Consider the following 20,620-nt stretch of genomic DNA (forward strand, 5'->3'; position numbering starts at 1 on the left):
TCAAAGTTTTTCAGTTTCAACGCGTTCGCGTATCACCACTGCGGGGTTGCCACGGCAAACTTTATTTGCCGGTAGCGATTTAAAAACGCTGCTGCGGGCACCGACTACCGTGCCATCGCCAACAGAAACACCGGGTGCAACAAAAACATCCGTTGCCAGCCAGCATTTTTCACCGATTACAATAGGCGTAGCGGTAATATCAAAATGCGGGCTCATAAAATCGTGGCTGCCGGTGCACAAATAACACTTCTGTGACACCACCGAATTTGCGCCAATCGTAATCTCGCCAAGGGTATATAACACTGCGTCATCCCCTACCCAGGCGTAATCCCCAAGCGTTAATTTCCAGGGATAGGTAATTTTCACCGAAGGACGAATGACTACGTTTTTTCCTATTTTTGCCCCAAACAGGCGCAGTAAAAATGCGCGCCAGCGGTACAGTATTTGCGGGGACCAGGCAAATAACGTTGCCTGAACGGCCCACCACAGTTGAACCTTAATACCGCTCCCGCCCCGAAAACCTTTCGGCACGGAGAATCCATTTAATTCCTGCATTACGTTTCCTTATATCTCAGGCTTTGTTATATAAGGCTTTCGCTTTACCCGTCGTTTTCAGACGTAAGAAATAAGATAATTCCGCCCAGAACCCCGGCACGCGTAATATTTTACGCTGCACGTTTTTGGCATCCTGACACAATTCCAGATTATTTGAAGTTGACACGCCGCCCATTGAAAATTCAGATACCAGTCCTTTAATTCGACGGAACGGGTAGCCGGATTTGTACAGGCTGGCGGCCAGGGCATAATCTGATGACACTTTATAGCGCAAATCGTAAGGCTGTTTTTTCAGGCCGCTCATCGGGAAGAAAATAGCCTGATGGCTGGCCGGCAGGCTGTGGTAGATATACCAGCCTGGCTTCGCGCCGCGCAGCACTTTTTTTCCTTCACCGAAATCAAGCAACGCATCGCCGATAAACATCGCATCTTCTTTCTGGCGCGCCAGCTGGCGGGCAAACAGCGCCACATCCTCATGGAACACGTCGCCGGAATTGAGGAAGATGGCGTAGCGCCCCTGCGCCATGCTGATGCCTTTATTCATCGCATCGTAAATGCCTTTATCTTTCTCGCTGATGTAACGTAAGTTAAATTCACCGTTGAGTTTTTCCAGGAACTCCGCCGTGCCGTCGTTCGAGCCGCCATCGACCACGATCCACTCAAACGTGAGGCTCGGATCGCGCGCCAGGTTGCGCAGCGAGCGCCAGGTTTTTACCACCCCTTCGTAGTTACGAAAGGCGACAGTAATGACGCTAAGAAACATAAATCACCTCATTTCGTCATACGCGCGTAATATTGAGCGCTTTGCGCAAAATAAACGGACAGACAATTAAGAAAGCATATTCCGGGCTAAATATTGACCCGGTAAAAAACAGCGACACCGGTGTGAACAGATAAAGTTGCACGCGAAAGTTCTGGTTATCACCAAACGCGTTAATCATCATTTTGAAAACTTTAAACAGATACCACAGTGTCAATAGTACGGCGAACCAGGAAAAATAAATAATTAACAGATACAAACCATTGTCTATGGTTTTTCCGACGTCCGCACCGTTAAAGATTCCGAATGATGCAACATATTCGTAAAGTGAGCCGAATCTTACTACGCCATCAATATGGGTTAAGGAATAACCCACCATCACCAGTGGACCCACGATGCGATAATAGGACGACGAACCTTCCGTTCCCAAATCACCCAGACGTTCTGAAATGTACGGAAACGCGAATATGACGCCCACTAAAAATACCGTCAGAGAGATTATCGCCAGCGGCAGTTTTTTCTTAATCGCCTCTTTGTTCAGGTACTGGAACGCCCATTCAAGCAGGTAAAACAGGATAAACGTCATTACCCCTGAGAACGACCCAGACAGAACGATTCCTGCAAGAATCATAGCATCGGTCTTGGGGGTTTTGATACCGAACTGTTTGATGCTGAGCCAAATTGAGATTAATGCCAGAGCAAAAAACGCCGGTTCAAAATAGAGCGCGGTAGTACGCTTGCCACCAAACTTAATGAAGTTCAGTACATAGCTGTTACTGTATATAAGATATTTCGAAATTATTTCCATCAGGCTACTGCCGCCCGTGAGAATAATTTGCGCCATCTCCATTGCCGCAAGCATAACAATCAGCCCAACGGCAATATAAAAGAACCTGAGGATTTTCCGATAATTGTGCGGAGAAATAGTTTTAAAGCGAATACTCCATACCATGCCAATAATGATAACGATATAAACAAACAGCATGGTGGAGGTGACATATTTGCTGGCATCCAGCGACTGACCAAAGATGTAGTTAAACGCCGTCAGGCCAAACCCGATCCCCAGCGCAATCATCAGCTTTTTGAGGTTAAGCTTGTCAACGTACAGCAACAGCAGAACCGGCAGGAAGGTGACGATGGTGATCGGGAAGCTTTCACCGAGCTGGGCAATCTTAACGTTGACCAGCAGGTAGATCAGCGGCAGTAGCAGATAACTACAGATTCTGATAGAACGAGACATACTCCTCCAGCATCTGTTGTCCGCTGTATGCTTTGCGGCTGCGGTTGCGGAACGATTCCAGGTCCGTGCCAAAAACGGCTTGCGCAATGTCGGCCTTCGACAGCTGCACCAGCGGCAGCACCTCCTGCTCTGCGAACGTTTTACCGCCCGATTTCTCCAGCACTTCACGCGCCGCGTCGCTGTGGGTGGCAATCACCGGCACGCCAATGGAGAGCGCTTCGCACAGGATCAGCGGGTAGTTATCCACGCGGGAGCTGAACACCAGCGCGTCCATGCCGTTGAGGGCGCTCATCAGCTTGCGCTTGTCGGTTTCAAACCCGTGATTCACCACGTTAGCGCCTTCGAACGGCGAGAATTTGCCAAAGGTATGCAGTTCGATTTTGTCGCCGAGCGCCATCATGTCGCGCACCAGCTGCTGGTTGGTTTTGCCGTCGTAGCGCAGGTCATGGGCGACGACCGCAATTTTCGGCTTGCCGGCGGTAACGGCCACGGGCGTCAGTTCGGCCAGGATCTCTTCCGTCGCCACATCAATACCGTTGTTGATGATCTTGCAGCGCCCTGCCCCGTAAAGGCTATTGAAAGCATCCGCCACGTGCTGGCTTGGAGAGATAAACGTGCAGCCGAGCGAGAGCATGTCGCGGAACAGCTGACGCTTGCCCTCAACCAGCTGATGCGCGCGATCCACCTTCACCGGCGGGTAGTTGCTGAGCGTAGGGCATTTCTGACAGGCGTTTTTCCAGCCCTCGCATCCGTCGGTGAACGCGCAGCGTCCGGTCACGCTCCAGTGGTCGTGCAGCGTCCAGACGAACCGGGTATCCGGCTTGTGCGCCTTCACCTTGCCGCAAAACGCCACCACCTCATCCAGATTCAGCCAGTAGCTGTGCAGCACGTGGAAGTGCAGCACAACCGGGCCGCTGGTGCGGGTGACGGTGCGGTAAAGATTATTCAGGTTGCCAAACAGATCGCGGTTAAACAGGCGGAACAGCGCAATATTGGCGATGGAGGTCAGACGCGGCGTCTGCTTCAGCACCTGCGGATAGTTATCATGGCTGACGCTTTTCTTGCCGCCCTTGCCGTAACCGTAAACGAAGCGCGACTGGAGTCCTTTTTGCAGCGCACGCTGGTGCAGATCCAGCGCTACGCCTGCCGCCCCGCCCTCTGCGAGGCGCACGTTAAATTGCAGAATGTTCATTTAATCACCTTCACGCGGGCTTTTTCACCCACCACCAGCGCGTTGTCCGGAATGCTGTCCAGCACCACGCTGCCTGCGCCAATCGTCACGTTATTGCCTACGCTAATATCGCCAATCATCACCACGTTCGCCCCCAGCTCGACGTTATTGCCGATGACCGGGCAGGCCAGGTTGTCCGGCCCGCGGTTGCCGATCGTCACCCCGTGGCGAATGGTGAAATCATCACCCGCGACCACGAATTTGTTGATGACGACCGCATAGCCGTGATGAATGGTAAAGCGGCGACCAATGGTGGCAGCGGCCTGAATTTCATAGCCAAAAAAGCATTCGGTGATGATGCGATACAGCACCAGCACCGGCGCGGCCCAGATATTGTTCAGTACGTTTTTCTTGCGCCACACCGAGCAAAAGTGCGCAATACGGTAGGCCAGAACCATGCAGCACGGACGCAGGCTCCAGCTGTTTGCGCGGCAATCTTCCAGAAACATTATTTCCCCCGAAGCCCGTCAGCCAGACGCTTGCCGTTACGCACCGACAGCAGCGTCAGCAGCGTGCGCCAGTTCATGCGCTTATTGCGGATCTGATAGAGGGTAAAGAGCTGATACTTCCGGCTGGCACGGTCAAACTTGTCCTTGTGCTTGCGGTAAAAATGGAAGTAGCCCGAGAATTTTTTCGGTGACGAGGTGATCTGCATCTCCCCGTGGTTGATGTGCAGGATCTGCGTGGCCTCTTCCACCTTCCACGGCTCGCCGTACTCCACCACCATGCGCAGGAAGATGTCGTAATCCTGCGCGGCCTTCAGCTCGGTATCGAACAGGCACTCCTTAAAGCGCCAGGCCCAGGTAAACACCTGATTACCGATAATGTTGCGCTTGTAGAACAGGCGGCGGGAATAGGGTGATTTCGGATACAGCGGCAGGCTGGCCGGCTGCGAATACACCTCGCCCTGACAGACGTAGTCGTTGGCATAGAGAAACGCGTGGGTCACCAGCTGCGCCTTGTGCGACAGAAAGATCGACAGACGGTTTGGCGTCCATTCATCATCGTCGTCGATACCGGTGAGATACTGCCCTTTCGCCTGCATAATCGCCTGATTGCGCACCGCGCACGCCCCGGAGTTGATGGCGTTGTGCGTGTACACCACGCGCGGATCGTTAAGGTCTTCAACAAATTTTTGCAGCTGTTCGTAAGCGGAGGAACAGTCATCCACGATAATCAGTTCCCAGTTATCGTAATCCTGACGCAGGACCGATTTAATCGCGCGGATCGCCAGCTGCTGACGATTCCATGTCGGCATATAGATAGAAATCAAAGGGCGTTGTGTGCTCATGTATTCCTCCTGCCCCCACCCCTCACCCTAACCCTCCCCCTGAGGGGAGAGGACCGGGGTGAGGAGTGTGGGGTGTGGGGTGTGTTTTGTTATTTAGAGTCAGACTTGTATTCGTACTCGTAATAGCCGTAATCCTGATACCCGGTCGCGCGGCGGAAGATGGAGTTCAGGATGACCCCTTTCACCTCGATGCCGTTCTGCTCGAAGCGGCTCAGGCTGGTTTCCACTTCCTTCAGGGTGTTCACCGCATAGCGTGCAACCATCAGCGTGGTGCCCGCATGACGCCCCACGACGGCGGCGTCGGTGACGGCCAGAATTGGCGGGGTATCGATCAGCACCAGGTCATAGTTTTTGCTCGCCCACTCGATCAGCTGCGTGAAGCGCTCGCTCATCAGCAGTTCAGACGGGTTCGGCGGCACCTGACCGCGCGGGATCAGGTCAAATTTTGGAATCGACGTCGGCTTGGCGCTCTCGCTGATTTCCCCTTTCCCGAGCAGGATTTCGGACAGGCCGTTAACGTTGTTGGTCCCCAGCAGCTCATGGGTGTAGCCCTTACGCATATCGCAGTCGATCAGCAGCACGCGCTTGTTGGTCTGGCTCACCACCGCCGCCAGGTTGGCGCAGACGAAGGTTTTACCGATTGACGGGCTCACGCCGGTCATCATCAGGACGTTGTTTTTGGCCTGCATCATGGCGAAGTGGAGGCTGGTACGCAGGCTGCGCACCGCTTCAATCGCCAGGTCGGTCGGGTTACCCACGGCCAGCAGCTGGCTCTGTTTGTAACGCTTCACGCCCTTAACGGTTTTGACGTTGTCACGCGACTTCTGCCACTCGGAAAGCGGGATGCTGGCGTAAACGCTGATACCGTGCTCTTCCAGCACCTGCGGGCTTTCGATACCGCGGTTGAACAGGGAGCGCAGCAGCACGCCGACGATGGAGAGCATCAGGCCGAGAATAATGCTGCCGAAGATAATCAGCGCCTTCTTCGGCTTCAGCACGCCCGGCTGGGTGATCGCCGGGTCAACGATACGCACGTCGCCGACGGTGCTGGCTTCGGTGATTTTCAGCTCCTGCTGTTTGTTCAGCAGCTGCATATACACCTGCTGGCCAGATTCCACGTCACGCGTCAGGCGCACGATTTCCTGCTGCGTCTTCGGCATCGCGGTCACGCGGTCGTTCAGCTTCGCCTTCTCTTCTTCCAGCGTGCGGCGTTTCTCGAGCAGCGTGCGGTACGCCGGGTGACGCTTGGTGTAGAGCTTGGAAATTTCCGCCTCTTTGAAGGTCAGCTCGTTCAGTTGCGCGTCGATATTGACCATGGAGTCGAGAACCGATTTCGCCTCCAGCGGCAGGTCGACGGAGTCTTTATCCTGACGGTACGCGTTCAGCTTGTTCTCGGCGTCGTCCAGACGGGCGCGCACTTCCGGCAGCTGTTTACTGAGGAACGCCAGGCTTTTCGCGGCTTCCGCAGACTTGCGCTCGATATTCTGCTCAAGATAGTTGCGGGTGATGCTGTTCAGGATGTCGCGGATTTGATCCTTATCTTCACCGGTGAAGGTCATGCTCAGAACGCCGGTGTCCTTGCCGTTTTCGGTAACGGTCAGGTTGTTTTGCAGATTGTTGATCATCCCGAGCGTGGAGAACTTGGTGACTGTAAACTCACCGCCCTCGTGCGCGTGGATGGCGCCAACCCTGATGCTCACGCCGTCTTTGGTCAGCATCTGCCCCACCTCACCGCGCACGCTCAAGCCCGCGTCGCTGGTCAGTTGATACTGTTTCGGTCCCAGCACGGTCAGGGTAAAGGTTTGATCCCCTGCCCCTTTGGGAATCACGAAGTCGGTGACTTTTACCGTATCGTTACTGCGCCCCATCAGGCGATCCCAGCCTGCGCCAAACACCGGGAAGGTATTTTTGGTGACCGCAATATCCAGCCCCAAATCGTGAACCGTTTTGCCCAGAACCAGGCGCGACTGGATCAGCTGAATTTCGGCTTCCGACGCCGGTGGCTTATTGGCCAGCGCCGAGCCGATATCCTGAACCAGTGAGTTACCGGTGTTTTGTTCGATCTGCACCAGCGCATCGGCGCTGTAAATCGGCGTCGCGAACAGCGTATAAACGATCGCCGCCACGGCAAAAATGGCGGTAATACCCAGCACCCACCATTTCGCTTCAATAACGGTCCCGACAAGGCGACCGATATCGATTTCATCACTGCCCGACATCGGGGCGGCAGAAGGTTTTGTTTTTTCTGTCATTGTTATCCCTGCTGAGCTTTCAGTGCCTGCGCCCACTGGCGGGCAGACTGGTCTAGTAAGGTGTATACCGCCTCAAAGGCCTCGCGGCTCTTGCGATACGGATCGGGAATTTCGCGCTCACCATCCCAGTGACCAAACAGCATCACCTTGCCGCGCATCTCCGGTGCGATATCGCACAGCGCGTGAATGTGGCGTTTTTCCATCGCGAGGATCAGGTCATATTCCCGGCACATCCGGCCGGAGACCTGACGGGCAACGTGCCCGTCGAGTGAGAGGTTATGTTCAAGGGCTACGCTTGAAGCACGCTCGTCGGCACCTTTTCCAACCAGCGCGCCCAGCCCTGCGGAGTCGACCGTTAACGCAGGCTGGTAATTTTTCAGCAGCCTTTCAGCCGTGGGGGAACGGCAAATGTTCCCCACGCACACCACCAGAATTTTGTTAAACATCGCGGCTTACCAGTTATGAACGTCGCTCGCCGTATCCGTCATGTAGCGAACGCCACTGATGGTAGGCAGCAACTGGTTGATCAGACGGTTCCAGCGGGCAACCGGTGCGGTGGTGACGTAGACCACATCGTACGGCTGGAGACGGAACGACGTTGCCATGACCAGAGACGTCGCGTCGGACATATCCAGCTGGTAGATATTGGCAATCTTGCCCTTCGCGTTCTCGCCTTTGATTGGACGGATCACGAAGATGCCGCTGGCGTTGGAGGCGGTCAGATCGATGCCTTCCGCATTGCCCAGCGCTTCGGTCAGGGTCATACCGCTGAAGTCCATCTTGAGGGTGCTCTGTTTCTTCACTTCGCCCATCACGAACACTTTCAGATCGTCATTGCGCGGCACGTAAAGAATATCGCCCGGATAAAGCAGGCGGTTCTGGGTCAGGTCGCCGTTTTGCATCAGCGCCTGAAGCGAAATGCGCTGCTCTTTGCCGTTGTGGGTCAGCACCACGTTGCGCCAGTCGGCGCCGTCGGTTAAACCACCCGCGGCGTTGATCGCGTCCAGAACGGTGAGCGGTACGTTGGTGATAGCCTGCTGGCCGGATTTGTTAACCTGACCGGAGATATACGCTTTCTGGGAGCGGAACGCGGCGATATTAACGTCCACCTGCGGGTCAGCAATGTACTGCGCCAGGCGGCCGGTAATATCACTACGGATCTCAGCAAGCGTTTTGCCCGCAACGTGCACTTTACCAATGTACGGATAGAACATGGTGCCATCGGACTGGACCCAGTTACCGGTGTCGCTTGAGCTGCGGTATTGGCCCGCAGGCGTGGTCAGTTCCGGGTGATCCCAGACGGTCACGTTAATAACGTCACCCGGCCCCACGCGGTACTGGTAAGAGGCAATTTCCTGGTCCAGCGACATATTTGGCTGAGCAACGTTTGGACGCGGGCGCAATTGTTCTACCAGACGTGGGGTTAATGGGTAAACATTCACCATTTTGTCGAGATCAAAATCAGCGTCCTGCTGCTTAATCACATCCTTACCCATTGTTGACATATTGCTGCCGGGAAAGACCGTGCAACCACTCATCAAGGTCACAGACACCAATAATGGCATCAATTTCATTTTGGATTTCATCATTGATTATTTATCACTTTGGCAGAGTAATTATCCTGTGCAATTTAAATAAGCGCGGGTCGTGGTGACAATCAGAATGCAGTTAATCATTTAGCAATATAACTGGCATCAGTCCTAAAGTAAGCTTATTCATCTGTTGGCTATTGACAGAATAATTGAGGCTGATTCACACGCTTTCAGGCACGCTACCGCCCTTGGCTTTCAGTTACCAATACACTGACTAAACAATGCGTTATGGATAGACACCCTTCTGAACATGGCCTTTTGTAGAATATATCAACCACGTCAAAGGCACGGTTGATAATGAATTACCTTCACTAAAGACCGAAACAAAAATAGCAACAAGGAAATTTAACATTTGATGCTGGGAGAATTGTTGCAGCTAACCTAATAGCAGGCAAGGAGACAACCGTCCTAATATTCGTTTTTAAGATTAATATTAAGAGCAAAGTTTTGAGGTTTTCGGATTTTCTTTATATTGACAAAATTGCGCGCCAAACCATTTCCTGCGATATATCCTAAATATCGTTCAGTGTAATTAAATCTTCGCAATTAACTTATTTACAGCGCGCCCTAAATCGGTTTTACCTCAGTGTAGCATTAAGAGAAATCTCACCCCGGCATTGCAATTTTCGTCGGCTTTATCCATGATCGAAGTGTGACATTCGTCATATAACAGAAGGTATTGCGTTTACTATGGAATGGATTGCCGATCCATCAATCTGGGCCGGGCTGGTGACGCTCGTCGTCATTGAATTAGTGCTCGGGATTGATAACCTGGTGTTTATCGCCATCCTTGCGGATAAATTGCCTCCCTCGCAGCGCGACCGCGCCCGCGTGACGGGCCTTCTGCTCGCCATGGTGATGCGTCTGCTGCTGCTGGCCTCTATATCCTGGCTGGTCACGCTGACCAAACCCCTCTTCACCGTTCAGAGCCTGAGCTTTAGCGCCCGCGATCTGATCATGCTTTTCGGCGGGCTGTTCCTGCTGTTCAAGGCCACCGTTGAGCTTAACGAGCGGCTGGAGGGGAAAGACAGCGAAAATCCCACCCAGCGACGCGGTGCTAAGTTCTGGCCGGTGGTCGCGCAAATCGTGGTGCTGGACGCCGTCTTCTCTCTCGACTCGGTGATCACCGCCGTCGGGATGGTTGACCACCTGGCCGTGATGATGGCCGCCGTGATCATCGCCATCACCCTGATGGTGCTCGCCAGCAAGGCCCTGACGCGGTTTGTAAACAGCCACCCGACCATCGTGATCCTGTGCCTCAGCTTCCTGCTGATGATTGGCTTTAGCCTCGTTGCGGATGGCTTCGGCTTCCATATCCCGAAAGGCTATCTGTACGCCGCGATTGGCTTCTCGGTGCTGATTGAGTTCCTCAACCAGCTGGCCATCTTCAACCGCCGCCGTTTTCTCTCCGCGAACCAGACGCTGCGACAGCGCACAGCCGATACGGTGATGCGCCTGCTGAGCGGCAGGAAAGAGGATGCCGAGCTGGACGCCGAGTCCGCGGCGATGCTTGCCGACCACAGCGACGGGCAGATCTTCAACCCGCAGGAGCGCCGGATGATAGAGCGCGTGCTCAATCTCAACCAGCGCTCCGTCAGCAGCATCATGACCTCCCGTCACGACATTGAGCATATAGACCTGACGGCGCCGGAAGAGCAGATCCGCGCCCTGCTGGATAAAAACCAGCACACCCGCGTGGTCGTCACCGGCGGGGACGAGGAAGAAGAGCTGCTGGGCGTGGTGCACGTGATCGACCTGCTGCAACAGCAGCTGCACGGTGAGCCGCTCAACCTGCGCGCGCTGGTGCGCCAGCCGCTGGTTTTCCCGGAAGCGCTGCCGCTGCTCTCCGCGCTGGAGCAGTTCCGTAACGCGCGTACCCACTTCGCGTTTGTCGTGGATGAATTTGGCTCTGTGGAAGGGCTGGTGACGCTCAGCGACGTTATGGAAACCATCGCCGGGAATCTGCCTAATGAGGTGGATGAGATCGACGCGCGCCACGATATTCAGAAAAACGCCGACGGCAGCTGGACCGCTAACGGCCACATGCCGCTTGAAGATCTGGTGCAGTTCGTTCCGCTTCCGCTGGACGAGAAGCGCGAATACCACACCATCGCCGGTTTGCTGATGGAATATCTGCAACGTATCCCGCAGCCGGGCGAAGAGGTTCAGGTGGGGGATTATATGATTAAAACCTTGCAGGTGGAGAGCCATCGCGTGCAGAAGGTGCAGCTGATCCCGCTGCGCGGTGACGATGAGATAGATTTTGAGGTGTAAAAAAGCCGGGTAATGCTTCGCTTACCCGGCCCACGGTGTCTGGCTTTTGTAGGCCGGGTAAGGCGAAGCCGCCACCCGGCACAACAGGCATCAGAGCTTATCGAGCAGTTTTTTTACGTCTTTACCTGACTGGGACTCTTTATTGCGGTCCGCCCAGTCATTCAGCCGACGTTTCGCTTCATCCTGAAGATGCTTACGGAGGATCTGATCGACCTGCAAACTGTAATTCAGCGCCTGCCACTTTCCGTAGACGCGCAGCGGTATTGGCGTCTCTTTCAGGAACTCAACAAGCTGGCCTTCACCTTCCCAGCCGGCCTTCACGCGGACGTTAAAGCGGGTATCAGCCGTCTCTTTCACCAGATCCAGCGCACCGTTTCCGGTCAGCGCCAGCAGAGACGAGGTTCCCTGCATCTCGTCGAGCGAGAGCTGACCGTTGTCGAGGGCAAGCTCGCTGGTAAAGCTGTCGAGGCGGGTGGCGCTGTCGTAGTTTTCTTTCGCCTTCACGCTGCTGCTGCGTTCTACCGCCTGCTGCACCAGTTGCTGGAAGTTCAGCCCTTCCATGCGCGAATCGTTCAGCTCAACGTGCGCCCGCCCCTGCCAGCTCCGGCGGAAGGCGTCCGCATCAATCTTCGTGCCGGAGAAATCCCCCGCCAGCGACAGTTGCCCCGTCAGGGCAATCGGATAGTTAAAGGCTTTCAGGATGGTGCCAATCTCAACGTTTTCCAGACGCGGCTGGAACGCGGCGCTGGCAACGTCTTTGCGTACGTCCAGCGTGCCCGGCAGGGAGAGATTCCCTGCCCCCATTTTTCCGCTGAGCTCAGAGATAACCAGCAGGCCATTGTGGTTGAACATCTGGCTGCTGACGTCGGTAAAATCAATCCCACGCCAGCGCACGCTGTTCGCTTTCAGCAAGATGTCGGCGGTAAAGCCTCGCAGGCCGTTGTAGTCAGGCCGATCGAGATTGGAGGAGATCACCGGACGCGTTTGAGTAACCTGGCTTTGCCCTACCTGCGTGACCCCCTCATCGGCTGCGTTCACCGGTTGCGACGGAAGCAGATTCTCAAGGTTAAGCCTGTCGAATTGCAGATCCAGCACCCACTTAGGTTTTTCATCAAGCGTGACGCTCGCCTGTCCTTTAAGAGTACTGTCGTTTGCCTGGAGGTTTAGCGCGTTCAGTTCCAGCTGTTTGCGCTCTTCATGCCAGACCGCCTGCATCGTACCCTGGCCAGCGATCCCTTTTGTGGGTAAATCCGCGCCGGTAAGCTGCCAGTTGAGCTGCTGAATATCAGCCGTCAGCTGATGCGGGTAGTCCGAAGCGTTTACGTTCGCGTTCATCGACAGGTTGAGATCGCGCTGATTGCGGTTGATCCGCCCGGAGAACTCCACGGTGGCGTGATGGCTGGCGTCCTGCTCCATCCTGAGGTTGATATTGCGTACGGTGATCTGCTCGTCGTCCTCATGCTGGAAAACCAGCACGCTGTCAGCGACCTTCAGACTACCAATATCGAACGACCAGCCAGCGTCAGACGGGACGTCAGGCAAGGTATTTTCATGCGGTTCGACCGGGGCATCCGCCTGACGAACGGCTTCAGTTTGTGGCGTAAGCTGGATCACCGCGCCCTTCAGCATCACCTGTTCGACCTGGAGCTGATGGGATAAGAGCGGGATGAGCGCGACATCAAGACGCATGTTATCCGCGGTCACCAGCGGCTGCGCGGCGCCCGGCGCGGTAAGTGACATGCGCCCGGAGAGAATGCTGAGCTGAGGCCAGACGTGCCAGCGCAGCGGCCCGTCCAGCTTGAGTTCATACCCGCTGCGCGCTTCAACCTGTCGCACCATATAGGCCCGGAAGTCGTTCGGGTTAACCAGCAGCACCAACGCTGAAAGGCCAGCCACCAGCACCACCAGCAAAATCATCAGCGTTGTCAGAACTCTTCTCATGGCTTCCTCAGTGACCTCACAGATCAGTCTTTATCGATACGACTGGCAACCGCACCCTGCTGGTCGCGATATTTTGCGTCCTGACGGCGGTTATAAGGACGGTCTGCCGGGCCGGTCAGCGGTTCGAAGCTCAACGCACCAATCATCATTCCCGGGCGAAGCGCCAGAGGCAGTTTACCGGCGTTAAAGAACTCCAGCACGATACGGCCAGACCAGCCCGGATCGATACGGTGCGCGGTAACGTGCACCATCAGGCCCAGACGCGCCAGGGAAGAGCGTCCGTCAAGCCAGCCCACCAGATCCGCCGGCAGGGTGACGGACTCAAAGGTCACCGCCAGCGCCAGTTCGCCAGGATGGAGATAAAACGCCTCGCCTTCTTCAATGACGATTTCGTCACTCATGACGCGATCCAGCGCCGCACTGACTTCGTCTTTCGGCCCGCTGAGGTCGATAAACGGTGCCGTGTGGCCGCTGAAGGTGCGGAATTTATTCCCCAGACGCACATCGACGGTCACGCCGTTGATACGCTCAACCGGCGGACGCGGGGTGATAGACAGGCGGCCTTCATCCAGCCAGGCTTCTATATCGCGGTCACAAAGACGCATGGCACTTTCTCCTTTCGTGCATCGCGCCCTGAAGCTTTACGGCGTCAGGGCAAAACCAGGTTATCTCTGAACGGTACACAATTCACGCGGCTTATTCAAAAAACTGACTGATTTTCGCTTTTAAGATATCAATGGCAATACGGTTTTTACCGCCGCGAGGAACAATAATATCGGCGTATTGTTTTGAAGGCTCAATAAATTGCAGGAACATCGGGCGAACGGTTTTCTGATACTGCGCCATCACCGAGTCCATGGAGCGGCCGCGTTCGTTAACGTCGCGTTTGATACGCCGCATCAGGCAGATATCCAGCGGGGTGTCGACGAAAATCGAGAAGTTCATTGATTCGCGCAGACGGGCGTCGGTGAGCAGCAAAATCCCTTCAAGGATAATCACTTTCTTGGGCTCGATGCGGATCGTTTCCTGAGTGCGGGTATGTTCCACGTAGCTGTACACGGGCAGTTCAATCGCCTCGCCGCGCTTCAGCGCTTCCAGATGCTGGAACAGCAGGCTGTGATCCATCGCACTGGGATGGTCATAGTTAGTTTTTACGCGCTCTTCCATCGAAAGATGGGATTGATCTTTGTAATAGCTGTCTTCGGGAATAACACCGATATGCTCATCACCCACTTGTTCACGCAGTTCGCGATAAAGCGTACTGGCAATAAGACTTTTACCTGAAGCCGATGCGCCGGCGATGCCTATGATGACGCACTGATGAGACTTATCAGTCATAAATTTAGCGACCTGATTAACCTGGATGTAAGGAAGGACGACGCCGGAGCGTCAAACGCGGCAATTATAGGGATTTCGGGGGCGTGATACCAGTCGAATGCGCAGCTTATGCGAGGCGGGCTGAAAAGCGCCCCTTCTCGCCTATAGCGAAATTTTTATGCGCGCTTTTTCGCCATTTCCACACCCTTCTTCGCAGAGTCACTATTTTATAAGTCTATGAAGTCAAAATCTGAGCACTCAGCATATGAATTGTAAAATGTTTGTACTAGCATAAACCAAATTATTACTTTTACGCGTCCGGACCTGGCTCCTGACAACACGGCGTCCCTGGATAGAGCGGTAATGAATAAACAATACCAGCGGGTTTTGGTCACTACCCCACATCCTTTACTGCGGCTTGTCTGTCTGGGTCTGGTCACGTTCGTCTTCACCTTATTTTCCCTTGAGCTGACTCGCTTCGGTACGCTGCTGGCGCCATTGTGGTTTCCGACCTCGATCATGATGGTGGCGTTTTACCGCCACGCGGGAAAAATGTGGCCCGGCATTGCGCTCGCCTGCTCCTTTGGCAATATTTTTGCCTCGTGGATGCTGTTCTCATGGGAATCGATCAGCATCACCTACACGGCGATCAATATCATTGAGGCCACAATCGGCGCGCTGTTACTGCGTAAGCTTCTCCCGTGGTATAACCCGCTGCAAAACCTCAACGACTGGGTCCGACTCGCCCTCGGCAGTGCCGTGGTGCCGCCGCTGGTGGGCGGCATTCTGGTGCATTTTCTGGTGCCGAGCGCGGAGCCGCTGCGTAATTTTCTTTTCTGGGTTCTGTCAGAATCCATTGGCGCACTGGCGCTGGTGCCGTTAGGTCTGCTGTTTAAGCCGCATTATCTGCTGCGCCATCGCAACCCGAAACTGCTGCTGGAAACGCTGTTGACCCTGGTCGTTACGCTGGTTCTGAGCTGGACAGCAATTACCTGGCTGCCGTGGCCGTTCACCTGCATCATCGTTCTTTTGATGTGGAGCGCGGTGCGCCTGCCGCGTATGGAAGCATTCCTGATCTTTTTATTCACCATCATGATGGTGTCCCTGATGATGGCGCGAAACCCGCTTTCCATGACGCCCTCCAGCATGATCGTCACCTTCAACGCACCGTGGCTTCCCTTCCTGATGATGCTGCTCCCCGCCAACATTATGACGATGGTGATGTATGCCTTCCGGGCCGAGCGTAAACACATCACGGAAAGCGAAGAGCGTTTTCGTAATGCGATGGAATATTCCGCGATAGGCATGGCGCTGGTGAGCATTGAGGGCCAGTGGCTTCAGGCCAACAAGGCGCTGTGCAATTTCCTCGGTTACAGCCAGTCGGAGCTCCAGTCGCTCACGTTCCAGCAGTTAACCTGGCCGGAAGATTTAAATACCGACCTGGAACAGCTCGAACAGCTGATCCACGGCGAGATTAACACCTACAGCCTCGAAAAACGCTACTACACCCGCAACGGCGAGGTGGTCTGGGCGCTGCTGGCCGTCTCCGTCGTGCGTCATGCCGACGGTACGCCGCTCTACTTTATTGCTCAGATTGAAGACATCAACGACCTGAAGCAGACCGAGTGGGTGAATAAGCGCCTGATGGAGCGTATCACTCTCGCTAACGAAGCCGGTGGGATTGGCATCTGGGAGTGGGATCTTGAGCCAGACGTGATTAGCTGGGATAAACGAATGTTTGAGCTGTACGAGATCCCTGCGCACATAAAGCCCTCCTGGCAGCTCTGGCATGACGCCATCGTGCCTGAAGATCGCGCGAACGCCGAACGGGTATTGCGTGAATCACTCCAGGCCAGGGTGCCCTTCAAGCTGGAATTTCGCATTCGCGTCAAGGATGGCATTCGCCACATTCGTTCCCTGGCAAACCGGGTGCTGAACAAACAGGGCGAAGTGGAGCGGCTGTTAGGCATCAACATGGATATGACCGAGGTGAAGCAGCTGAACGAGGCGCTGTTCCAGGAAAAAGAGCGCCTGCATATCACCCTCGACTCCATCGGCGAAGCGGTGCTGTGTACCGACGTCGACATGAACATCACCTTTATGAACCCGGTCGCCGAGAAGATGAGCGGCTGGTCGCAAAGCGAAGCGCTGGGTCAGCCCGTTCTGGAGGTGCTGCACATTACCTTCGGCGAGAAGGGACCGTTAATGGAAAACATCCACAGCGGCGACATGTCCCGTACCGATATCGAACAGGACGTGGTGCTTAACTGCCGGAACGGTGGCAGTTTCGACATTCATTACAGCATTACCCCGCTCAGCACCCTGGACGGTCATACTATCGGCTCGGTGCTGGTGATTCAGGATGTAACCGAATCACGAAAAATGCTGCGCCAGCTGAGCTACAGCGCCTCCCATGACGCCCTTACCCACCTGGCGAACCGCGTCAGCTTCGAAAATCACCTGAAGCGCCTGTTGCAGATGGTCCAGGAGACCCATCAGCGTCACGCGCTGGTCCTTATCGACCTTGACCGCTTTAAGGCGGTGAACGATACGGCAGGACACGCGGCGGGCGACGCTCTCCTGCGCGAGCTTTCTTCGCTAATGCTGACCATGCTGCGCTCCAGCGACGTGCTGGCGCGTCTGGGCGGCGATGAGTTTGGCCTGCTACTGCCGGACTGCAACGTCGAAAGCGCACGCTACATTGCGGGCCGGCTGATTGACGCCATCAACAGTTACCATTTTTCCTGGGAAGGACGCCTGCACCGTATTGGCGCCAGCGCGGGGATCACGCTGATTGACGACAGCAATTATCAGGCTGCGGAAGTGATGTCTCAGGCCGACATTGCCTGTTACGCCTCGAAAAACAGCGGGCGCGGCGTGGTCACCGTCTATGAACCCCAGCAGGAGCGGATCCACAGCACGCGCAGCATGATGTCGCTGGATGAGCAGTGGCACATGATTAAAGATAATCATCTGCTGATGATCGCCCGCAGCGTCGCCTCGCCGCGCATTCCCGAGAGCAGCAGCTTCTGGCTGATTTCCCTGCGGCTGTGGACCAGCCAGGGGGAAGTGCTGGAGGAGCATGCCTTCCGCGCCGGGCTCGGAGAAGCGGAGCTGCTGCACGCCCTTGACCGACGGATATTCAGCGAGTTTTTCCGTGCCTATGCCGCACAGGTGGCGGCCAAAGGTATGGGTGTCGCGCTGCCGCTCTCAGAGGCAGGGTTAGCCAGCGTCACGCTGGTGGATGAACTGCTCGACCTGATTACCAAAGGCCCGCTGCCGGCGCGGCTGCTGCATCTGGCGATCGCCGTCGATGTGCTGAACAACACGGACGAAAACGTGCAGCAGGGTCTGCAAAAGCTTCGTCATGCCGGCTGCCGCGTGGTGCTGACCCGCGTCGGACGCGACATGAACGTCTTCAGTCAGCTCAGCGCCACCACCGCTGATTATCTGCTGCTGGATGCAGACGTGGTGACCAACGTCCACGGCAATCTGATGGACGAGATGATGGTGACCATCATCCAGGGCCACGCCCGGCGTCTGGGATTAAAAACCATTGCCGGGCCGTGCCACCAGTCGATCATGATGGATACGCTGTCGGGCATCGGCGTTGACTTTATTTACGGCGATACCATCGGGGAAGCCCAGCCGCTCGATTTACTGCTGAATACCAGCTATTTCGCCATCAACTGACGGCGACCAGCCGTCGGTGTACCAGATATGTAATAGCGCGTACGAGCGCCACGGCTGCCAGCGCTCGGCATAGCGACGGATCTGCGCGGGCGTCATGCCGGCAAAACGCTGCTTAATCAGGTAATCATCCGGCAGGAAAACGTCCTTTGCCTGCCAGCCGCGCAGGGCCAGATAGTTAGCGGTCCAGCGTCCGATGCCGGGCCGCTGCTGTAGCGCCTTCATCCCGGCCTCCACGTCCGCAGGCGGGAACAGCGGGAATTCACCGTCCACCACCGACTGCGCCAGATGAATCAGCGACTCCGCACGCCTGAGCGGCATCCCGAGGGCTTTTAACGCCAGCGGATCCGCCGCGGCCAGCACGTCTGGCGGAGGAAAGCACAGGTAGCCCGGCGCATCCTCGATGGGTTCACCGCACAGCGCCACCACCCGTGACGCCAGTTTTGCCGCCATCGCCACGCTCACCAGCTGCCCGAGAATGGCGCGTACGCCCTGTTCGTATGCATCCATCGCCCCCGGCAAACGTAACCCCGGACGCGCCGCGCCGAGATCGCCCAGCGTCTGCGCAATTTGCTGCGGATCGCAATCAAGATCGAACAGGCGGGCGATGCGGTCGAGGCAGATGTCCGCCACCGGGATCAGGCCAGGGCTGAGCGACACCGCCAGCGTATGGGTTGCGCTGTCCGGCGTAACCCGAAAAACGCCCTGCTGCCCCGCATAGCCAAAACTGCGCTCGTAGTAATCCTCCGTGACGGTCTCTACCCCGGTGACCGCACGCGCGGCAAGAAAGCCAAACATCCACTGCCAGTCGTAGGGCGGTTGCCAGTTCAGGGTGTACATTGTCTCTCCTTTTTTATTTATCTCAGCATAAACCGAAAGATAGCGTTGCGCCTTGCTTTCATATTCCTGTTGTCGCCTGGCAGACATTTCGCTAAAGTCTCGCCCCTTCTCACCGGCATGGGGATTTATTGTGTTTATTGGATTCGACTACGGCACCGCAAACTGCTCGGTTGCGATAATGCAAAACGGACAACCGCAGCTCCTGAAAATGGAAAACGGCAGTACGCTGTTGCCGTCAATGCTCTGTGCGCCCACGCGTGAAGCGGTGAGCGAGTGGCTGTTCCGCCATCATCAGGTTCCGGCCACGGCGGCAGAATCGCAGGCGCTGTTGCGCCGTGCGGTCAGTTTTAACCGCGAGGAAGATATCGACGTTATCCCTTCCAGCGTGCAGTTCGGACTCGCTTCGCTCGGGCAGTACATTGACGATCCGGAAGAGGTTTACTTCGTTAAATCGCCTAAATCCTTCCTCGGCGCCAGCGGCCTGAAGCCGCAGCAGGTGGCGATGTTTGAAGATCTGGTCTGCGCGATGATGCTGCATATCCGTAATCAGGCGCAGTCGCAGGTGCCGGAGACCATCACCCAGGCGGTGATTGGTCGCCCGATCAACTTCCAGGGGCTGGGCGGTGATGAAGCCAACCAGCAGGCGCAGGGGATCCTCGAGCGTGCGGCGCACCGGGCGGGCTTTAGCGACGTGGTGTTCCAGTATGAGCCGGTTGCGGCGGGGCTGGATTTTGAAGCCACGCTGACGGAAGAGAAGCGGGTGCTGGTAGTGGACATCGGCGGCGGTACGACGGACTGTTCGTTGCTGCTGATGGGGCCGCAATGGCATCACCGTCGCGATCGTGAAAACAGCCTGCTGGGGCACAGCGGCTGCCGCGTCGGCGGTAACGATCTGGATATTGCCCTGGCGTTCAAGAGCCTGATGCCGCTGCTCGGCATGGGCGGACAAACCGAGAAAGGCATCGCCCTGCCGATCCTGCCGTGGTGGAACGCGATTGCCATCAACGACGTCCCTGCGCAGAGTGATTTTTACAGCACCGCAAATGGCCGTTTCCTCAACGATCTGGTGCGCGACGCACAGGATGCCGGGAAAGTCGCCCTGCTCTATAAAGTGTGGCGCCAGCGCCTGAGCTATCGGGTCGTGCGCACCGCCGAAGAGAGCAAAATTGCCCTTTCCGATCGTCCGGAGCAGGCCGTTTCATTGCCGTTTATTAGCGACAATCTGGCAACGACCATTACCCGGGAAGGGCTGGAACTGGCGCTGGCCCAGCCGCTACAGCGTATTCTGGAGCAGGTACAGCTGGCGCTGGAGAACGGCAAAGAGAAACCGGACGTGATTTACCTGACCGGCGGTAGCGCTCGTTCACCGCTGATCAAGAAGGCGCTGGCGGAACAACTGCCGGGGATCCCCATTGCCGGCGGCGATGACTTTGGCTCCGTTACGGCAGGGCTGGCGCGCTGGGCGCAGGTGGTGTTTAGCTAATGCGGTTGTGCCGGGTGGCGCTGCGCTTACCCGGCCTACGGTTCGAGGATCTTGTAGGCCGGGTAAAGCGAAGCCGCCACCCGGCGAAACAGCGCGCCACACTCAGACCATTCCTGACAGTCTTCCATATTTCCTTCATTTTTCCGCTGTGTTA

General features: G+C 55.9%; 16 protein-coding genes. 3 read left to right on the forward strand and 13 right to left on the reverse strand.

Annotated elements, in window-relative coordinates:
- The 9 genes from wcaF to A3466_RS08825 all read right to left on the reverse strand — a co-directional run bounded on the left by wcaF (position 1) and on the right by A3466_RS08825 (position 8,918).
- Complete coding sequence (gene wcaF, locus A3466_RS08785; RefSeq protein WP_063450253.1) at positions 1-555, reverse strand: colanic acid biosynthesis acetyltransferase WcaF; 555 nt, start codon at positions 553-555, stop codon at positions 1-3.
- A gap of 16 nt (positions 556-571) precedes the next feature.
- Positions 572-1,318: a colanic acid biosynthesis glycosyltransferase WcaE gene (wcaE, locus tag A3466_RS08790; RefSeq protein ID WP_063450254.1), complete on the reverse strand. Its 747-nt coding sequence runs from the start codon at positions 1,316-1,318 to the stop codon at positions 572-574.
- A gap of 16 nt (positions 1,319-1,334) precedes the next feature.
- Complete coding sequence (gene wcaD, locus A3466_RS08795) at positions 1,335-2,555, reverse strand: colanic acid polymerase WcaD (RefSeq protein WP_063450255.1); 1,221 nt, start codon at positions 2,553-2,555, stop codon at positions 1,335-1,337.
- Positions 2,530-3,747, reverse strand: a complete 1,218-nt coding sequence (wcaC, locus tag A3466_RS08800; RefSeq protein ID WP_063450256.1) for a colanic acid biosynthesis glycosyltransferase WcaC — start codon at positions 3,745-3,747, stop codon at positions 2,530-2,532. Before wcaC ends, wcaD begins: the two co-directional genes overlap by 26 nt.
- Positions 3,744-4,235, reverse strand: coding sequence for a colanic acid biosynthesis acetyltransferase WcaB (gene wcaB / locus A3466_RS08805; protein WP_063450257.1), 492 nt, complete (start codon positions 4,233-4,235; stop codon positions 3,744-3,746). Before wcaB ends, wcaC begins: the two co-directional genes overlap by 4 nt.
- The gene (gene wcaA / locus A3466_RS08810) at positions 4,235-5,077 is read right to left on the reverse strand and encodes a colanic acid biosynthesis glycosyltransferase WcaA (protein WP_063450258.1); all 843 of its coding nucleotides are present in this window, start codon (positions 5,075-5,077) and stop codon (positions 4,235-4,237) included. The genes wcaB and wcaA overlap by 1 nt, the downstream gene beginning before the upstream one ends.
- Positions 5,078-5,166: 89 nt before the next feature.
- The gene (gene wzc, locus A3466_RS08815; protein ID WP_063450259.1) at positions 5,167-7,329 is read right to left on the reverse strand and encodes a tyrosine-protein kinase Wzc; all 2,163 of its coding nucleotides are present in this window, start codon (positions 7,327-7,329) and stop codon (positions 5,167-5,169) included.
- 2 nt (positions 7,330-7,331) lie between these two features.
- Positions 7,332-7,775 carry a low molecular weight protein-tyrosine-phosphatase Wzb gene (gene wzb, locus A3466_RS08820; RefSeq protein WP_063450260.1) on the reverse strand — a complete coding sequence of 148 codons (444 nt, stop codon included), beginning with the start codon at positions 7,773-7,775 and terminating at the stop codon, positions 7,332-7,334.
- A 6-nt stretch (positions 7,776-7,781) separates the two neighbouring features.
- Positions 7,782-8,918, reverse strand: coding sequence for a polysaccharide export protein (locus A3466_RS08825; RefSeq protein WP_003862079.1), 1,137 nt, complete (start codon positions 8,916-8,918; stop codon positions 7,782-7,784).
- A gap of 693 nt (positions 8,919-9,611) precedes the next feature.
- On the opposite strand from A3466_RS08825, the gene A3466_RS08830 reads away from it, so the two are divergent.
- Positions 9,612-11,195, forward strand: coding sequence for a TerC family protein (locus tag A3466_RS08830; RefSeq protein WP_063450261.1), 1,584 nt, complete (start codon positions 9,612-9,614; stop codon positions 11,193-11,195).
- Between the two features lie 90 nt (positions 11,196-11,285).
- Here A3466_RS08830 and asmA read toward each other — a convergent pair whose 3' ends face one another.
- The 3 genes from asmA to udk form a co-directional block, all read right to left on the reverse strand.
- On the reverse strand, positions 11,286-13,136 hold the full coding sequence (gene asmA / locus A3466_RS08835) for an outer membrane assembly protein AsmA (RefSeq protein ID WP_063450262.1): 1,851 nt from the start codon (positions 13,134-13,136) through the stop codon (positions 11,286-11,288).
- Between the two features lie 23 nt (positions 13,137-13,159).
- Positions 13,160-13,741, reverse strand: coding sequence for a dCTP deaminase (gene dcd, locus A3466_RS08840; RefSeq protein WP_006811250.1), 582 nt, complete (start codon positions 13,739-13,741; stop codon positions 13,160-13,162).
- Between the two features lie 91 nt (positions 13,742-13,832).
- Entirely contained in the window at positions 13,833-14,474 is a 642-nt protein-coding gene (udk, locus tag A3466_RS08845) for a uridine kinase (RefSeq protein ID WP_000130320.1), read from the reverse strand.
- Between the two features lie 342 nt (positions 14,475-14,816).
- Here udk and A3466_RS08850 point away from each other — a divergent pair, with 342 nt between their 5' ends.
- Positions 14,817-18,146, forward strand: coding sequence for a diguanylate cyclase (locus A3466_RS08850; protein WP_063450263.1), 3,330 nt, complete (start codon positions 14,817-14,819; stop codon positions 18,144-18,146).
- Here A3466_RS08850 and alkA read toward each other — a convergent pair.
- Positions 18,111-18,983, reverse strand: coding sequence for a DNA-3-methyladenine glycosylase 2 (gene alkA, locus A3466_RS08855; protein WP_063450264.1), 873 nt, complete (start codon positions 18,981-18,983; stop codon positions 18,111-18,113). The genes A3466_RS08850 and alkA overlap by 36 nt on opposite strands.
- A 130-nt stretch (positions 18,984-19,113) precedes the next feature.
- Here alkA and yegD point away from each other — a divergent pair, with 130 nt between their 5' ends.
- Complete coding sequence (gene yegD, locus A3466_RS08860; protein ID WP_063450265.1) at positions 19,114-20,466, forward strand: molecular chaperone; 1,353 nt, start codon at positions 19,114-19,116, stop codon at positions 20,464-20,466.
- Positions 20,467-20,620: the final 154 nt, after the last annotated feature.

The sequence above is a fragment of the Enterobacter genomosp. S genome (assembly GCF_001631805.1).
Classification (GTDB): domain Bacteria; phylum Pseudomonadota; class Gammaproteobacteria; order Enterobacterales; family Enterobacteriaceae; genus Enterobacter; species Enterobacter quasihormaechei.

Excerpts from the sequence above, each read along its gene's own strand:
- wcaF (WP_063450253.1), bottom strand. The coding sequence starts at position 555 with ATGCAGGAATTAAATGGATTCTCCGTGCCGAAAGGTTTTCGGGGCGGG.
- wcaE (WP_063450254.1), bottom strand. The coding sequence starts at position 1,318 with ATGTTTCTTAGCGTCATTACTGTCGCCTTTCGTAACTACGAAGGGGTG.
- wcaD (WP_063450255.1), bottom strand. The coding sequence starts at position 2,555 with ATGTCTCGTTCTATCAGAATCTGTAGTTATCTGCTACTGCCGCTGATC.
- wcaC (WP_063450256.1), bottom strand. The coding sequence starts at position 3,747 with ATGAACATTCTGCAATTTAACGTGCGCCTCGCAGAGGGCGGGGCGGCA.
- wcaB (WP_063450257.1), bottom strand. The coding sequence starts at position 4,235 with ATGTTTCTGGAAGATTGCCGCGCAAACAGCTGGAGCCTGCGTCCGTGC.
- wcaA (WP_063450258.1), bottom strand. The coding sequence starts at position 5,077 with ATGAGCACACAACGCCCTTTGATTTCTATCTATATGCCGACATGGAAT.
- wzc (WP_063450259.1), bottom strand. The coding sequence starts at position 7,329 with ATGACAGAAAAAACAAAACCTTCTGCCGCCCCGATGTCGGGCAGTGAT.
- wzb (WP_063450260.1), bottom strand. The coding sequence starts at position 7,775 with ATGTTTAACAAAATTCTGGTGGTGTGCGTGGGGAACATTTGCCGTTCC.
- A3466_RS08825 (WP_003862079.1), bottom strand. The coding sequence starts at position 8,918 with ATGATGAAATCCAAAATGAAATTGATGCCATTATTGGTGTCTGTGACC.
- A3466_RS08830 (WP_063450261.1), top strand. The coding sequence starts at position 9,612 with ATGGAATGGATTGCCGATCCATCAATCTGGGCCGGGCTGGTGACGCTC.
- asmA (WP_063450262.1), bottom strand. The coding sequence starts at position 13,136 with ATGAGAAGAGTTCTGACAACGCTGATGATTTTGCTGGTGGTGCTGGTG.
- dcd (WP_006811250.1), bottom strand. The coding sequence starts at position 13,741 with ATGCGTCTTTGTGACCGCGATATAGAAGCCTGGCTGGATGAAGGCCGC.
- udk (WP_000130320.1), bottom strand. The coding sequence starts at position 14,474 with ATGACTGATAAGTCTCATCAGTGCGTCATCATAGGCATCGCCGGCGCA.
- A3466_RS08850 (WP_063450263.1), top strand. The coding sequence starts at position 14,817 with ATGAATAAACAATACCAGCGGGTTTTGGTCACTACCCCACATCCTTTA.
- alkA (WP_063450264.1), bottom strand. The coding sequence starts at position 18,983 with ATGTACACCCTGAACTGGCAACCGCCCTACGACTGGCAGTGGATGTTT.